Source organism: Clostridia bacterium (assembly GCA_035561135.1).
In the GTDB taxonomy this organism is placed as follows: Bacteria; Acidobacteriota; Terriglobia; order Terriglobales; family Acidobacteriaceae; genus DATMYA01.
In genome coordinates this window covers 1-1,972 of the sequence record DATMYA010000007.1, presented here as the reverse complement: position 1 = coordinate 1,972, position 1,972 = coordinate 1, and the positions used below count along the sequence as shown (strand labels likewise).

Annotated in this window: 1 rRNA gene; it reads right to left on the bottom strand. The window is 53.5% G+C overall.

Annotation, left to right across the window (positions count from 1 at the left end):
- Positions 1-1,972, bottom strand: a 23S ribosomal RNA gene (locus tag VN622_00305); the annotation flags it as partial.

Genomic DNA, 1,972 nt, shown 5'->3' with positions numbered 1-1,972 from the left:
CAGGATGCGACGAGCCGACATCGAGGTGCCAAACCTCCCCGTCGATGTGGACTCTTGGGGGAGATAAGCCTGTTATCCCCGAGGTAGCTTTTATCCGTTGAGCGACGGCAATTCCACTCTCATACCGCCGGATCACTAAGCCCGAGTTTCCTCCCTGCTCGAGATGTCTCTCTCGCAGTCAGGCTCCCTTATGCCTTTGCACTCTCCGAATGGTTTCCAACCATTCTGAGGGAACCTTTGGACGCCTCCGTTACTCTTTCGGAGGCGACCGCCCCAGTCAAACTGCCCACCTGGCACTGTCCATGCGCCGGTTCACGGCCGCACGTTAGAACTCCAGTAACAAAAGAGTGGTATCCCAAGGTCGGCTCCACGAAGACTGGCGTCCTCGCTTCTTAGCCTCCCACCTATCCTGTACATCTGTTACCAGAGTCCAATGCCAAGCTACAGTAAAGCTCTACGGGGTCTTTCCGTCCTATCGCGGGTAATGCGCATCTTCACGCATACTACAATTTCGCCGGGTCCCTTGTTGAGACAGTGCCCAAGTCGTTACGCCATTCGTGCGGGTCGGAACTTACCCGACAAGGAATTTCGCTACCTTAGGACCGTTATAGTTACGGCCGCCGTTCACTGGGGCTTAAGTTCCGTGCTTCGGGTTTCCCCTAACACTTCCCCTTAACCTTCCAGCACTGGGCAGGCGTCAGCCCGTATACGTCGTATCTCTACTTCGCACAGACCTGTGTTTTTGTTAAACAGTCGCTTGGGCCTATTCTCTGCGGCCTCTCTCGAGGCTCCCCTTATCCCGAAGTTACGGGGTCATTTTGCCGAGTTCCTTAACAAGGGTTCTCCCGCTCGTCTTAGGATTCTCTCCTCGCCTACCTGTGTCGGTTTGCGGTACGGGCACTCACTCGCTCCATAGCAGCTTTTCTCGCCAGCGTGAATTCAGCATCTTCCCTACTTGTTTTCGGTCCTCATCACGGCCCAGCCTTGACGCGCGTACTTCACTACGCGCCAGCCTCACCGCTTGAACGGGGTCTACCATCGCCCCGCTATGCCTATCCTTCTGTGTCACTGCTTCTGTCAAACGCTAAGAGTGGTACAGGAATATCAACCTGTTGTCCATCGCCTACGACTTCTGTCCTCGGCTTAGGTCCCGACTTACCCTGAGAGGACGAGCCTTCCTCAGGAAACCTTAGGCTTTCGACGGCAAAGATTCTCACTTTGCTCTCGCTACTCATGCCGGCATTCTCTCTCCCGTGCAATCCACGGTCGCTTCCGCTCCCGCTTCAGCTCGCACGCGTTGCTCCCCTACCAATGTAGTCACTAGACATTAGTTATTAGTTGTTAGTTAGAGCCTTGATTAAGCCCGTGAGCATTTTCCCAATTTCTTCGTAAGTTGCCGCTAAGCTTGCATGCGTTTCTTCGGCCATGTATCCGAAGTCCTTCGCAAAATCCAGCAGCACCGCTACCTCCGCGCTCGAACCTCGCGCCATCCTTACATAGCGTCCCAGTTCTTTGGTTCCTTCCCGCTTCCCATATCCTTCGGCTATGTTCAGCGGTATACTCGTTGCCGCCCGTCTCAATTGGTTCGTCAACGCGTATTCCTCGCGCTTGGGAAAGCTCTCGCTTATCCGGTAAACTTCCTTCGCCGCTTCATAGGACTTCCGATATACCGTCAAATCCTTATAGCCGCTCATCCGCTTACCCCTTTGCCTACTAACTAATTCCTAATGTCTAATGACTACATTCCAAGACTTCGGTGCCAGGTTTAGCCCCGGTACATTTTCGGCGCACAATCACTCGACCAGTGAGCTATTACGCACTCTTTGAATGCGTGGCTGCTTCTAAGCCAACATCCTGGTTGTCTGCGCAACTGCACATCCTTTCCCACTTAACCTGTACTTTGGGACCTTAGTCGTTGGTCTGGGCTGTTTCCCTTTCGACAATGAAACTTATCTCCCACTGTCTGACTCCC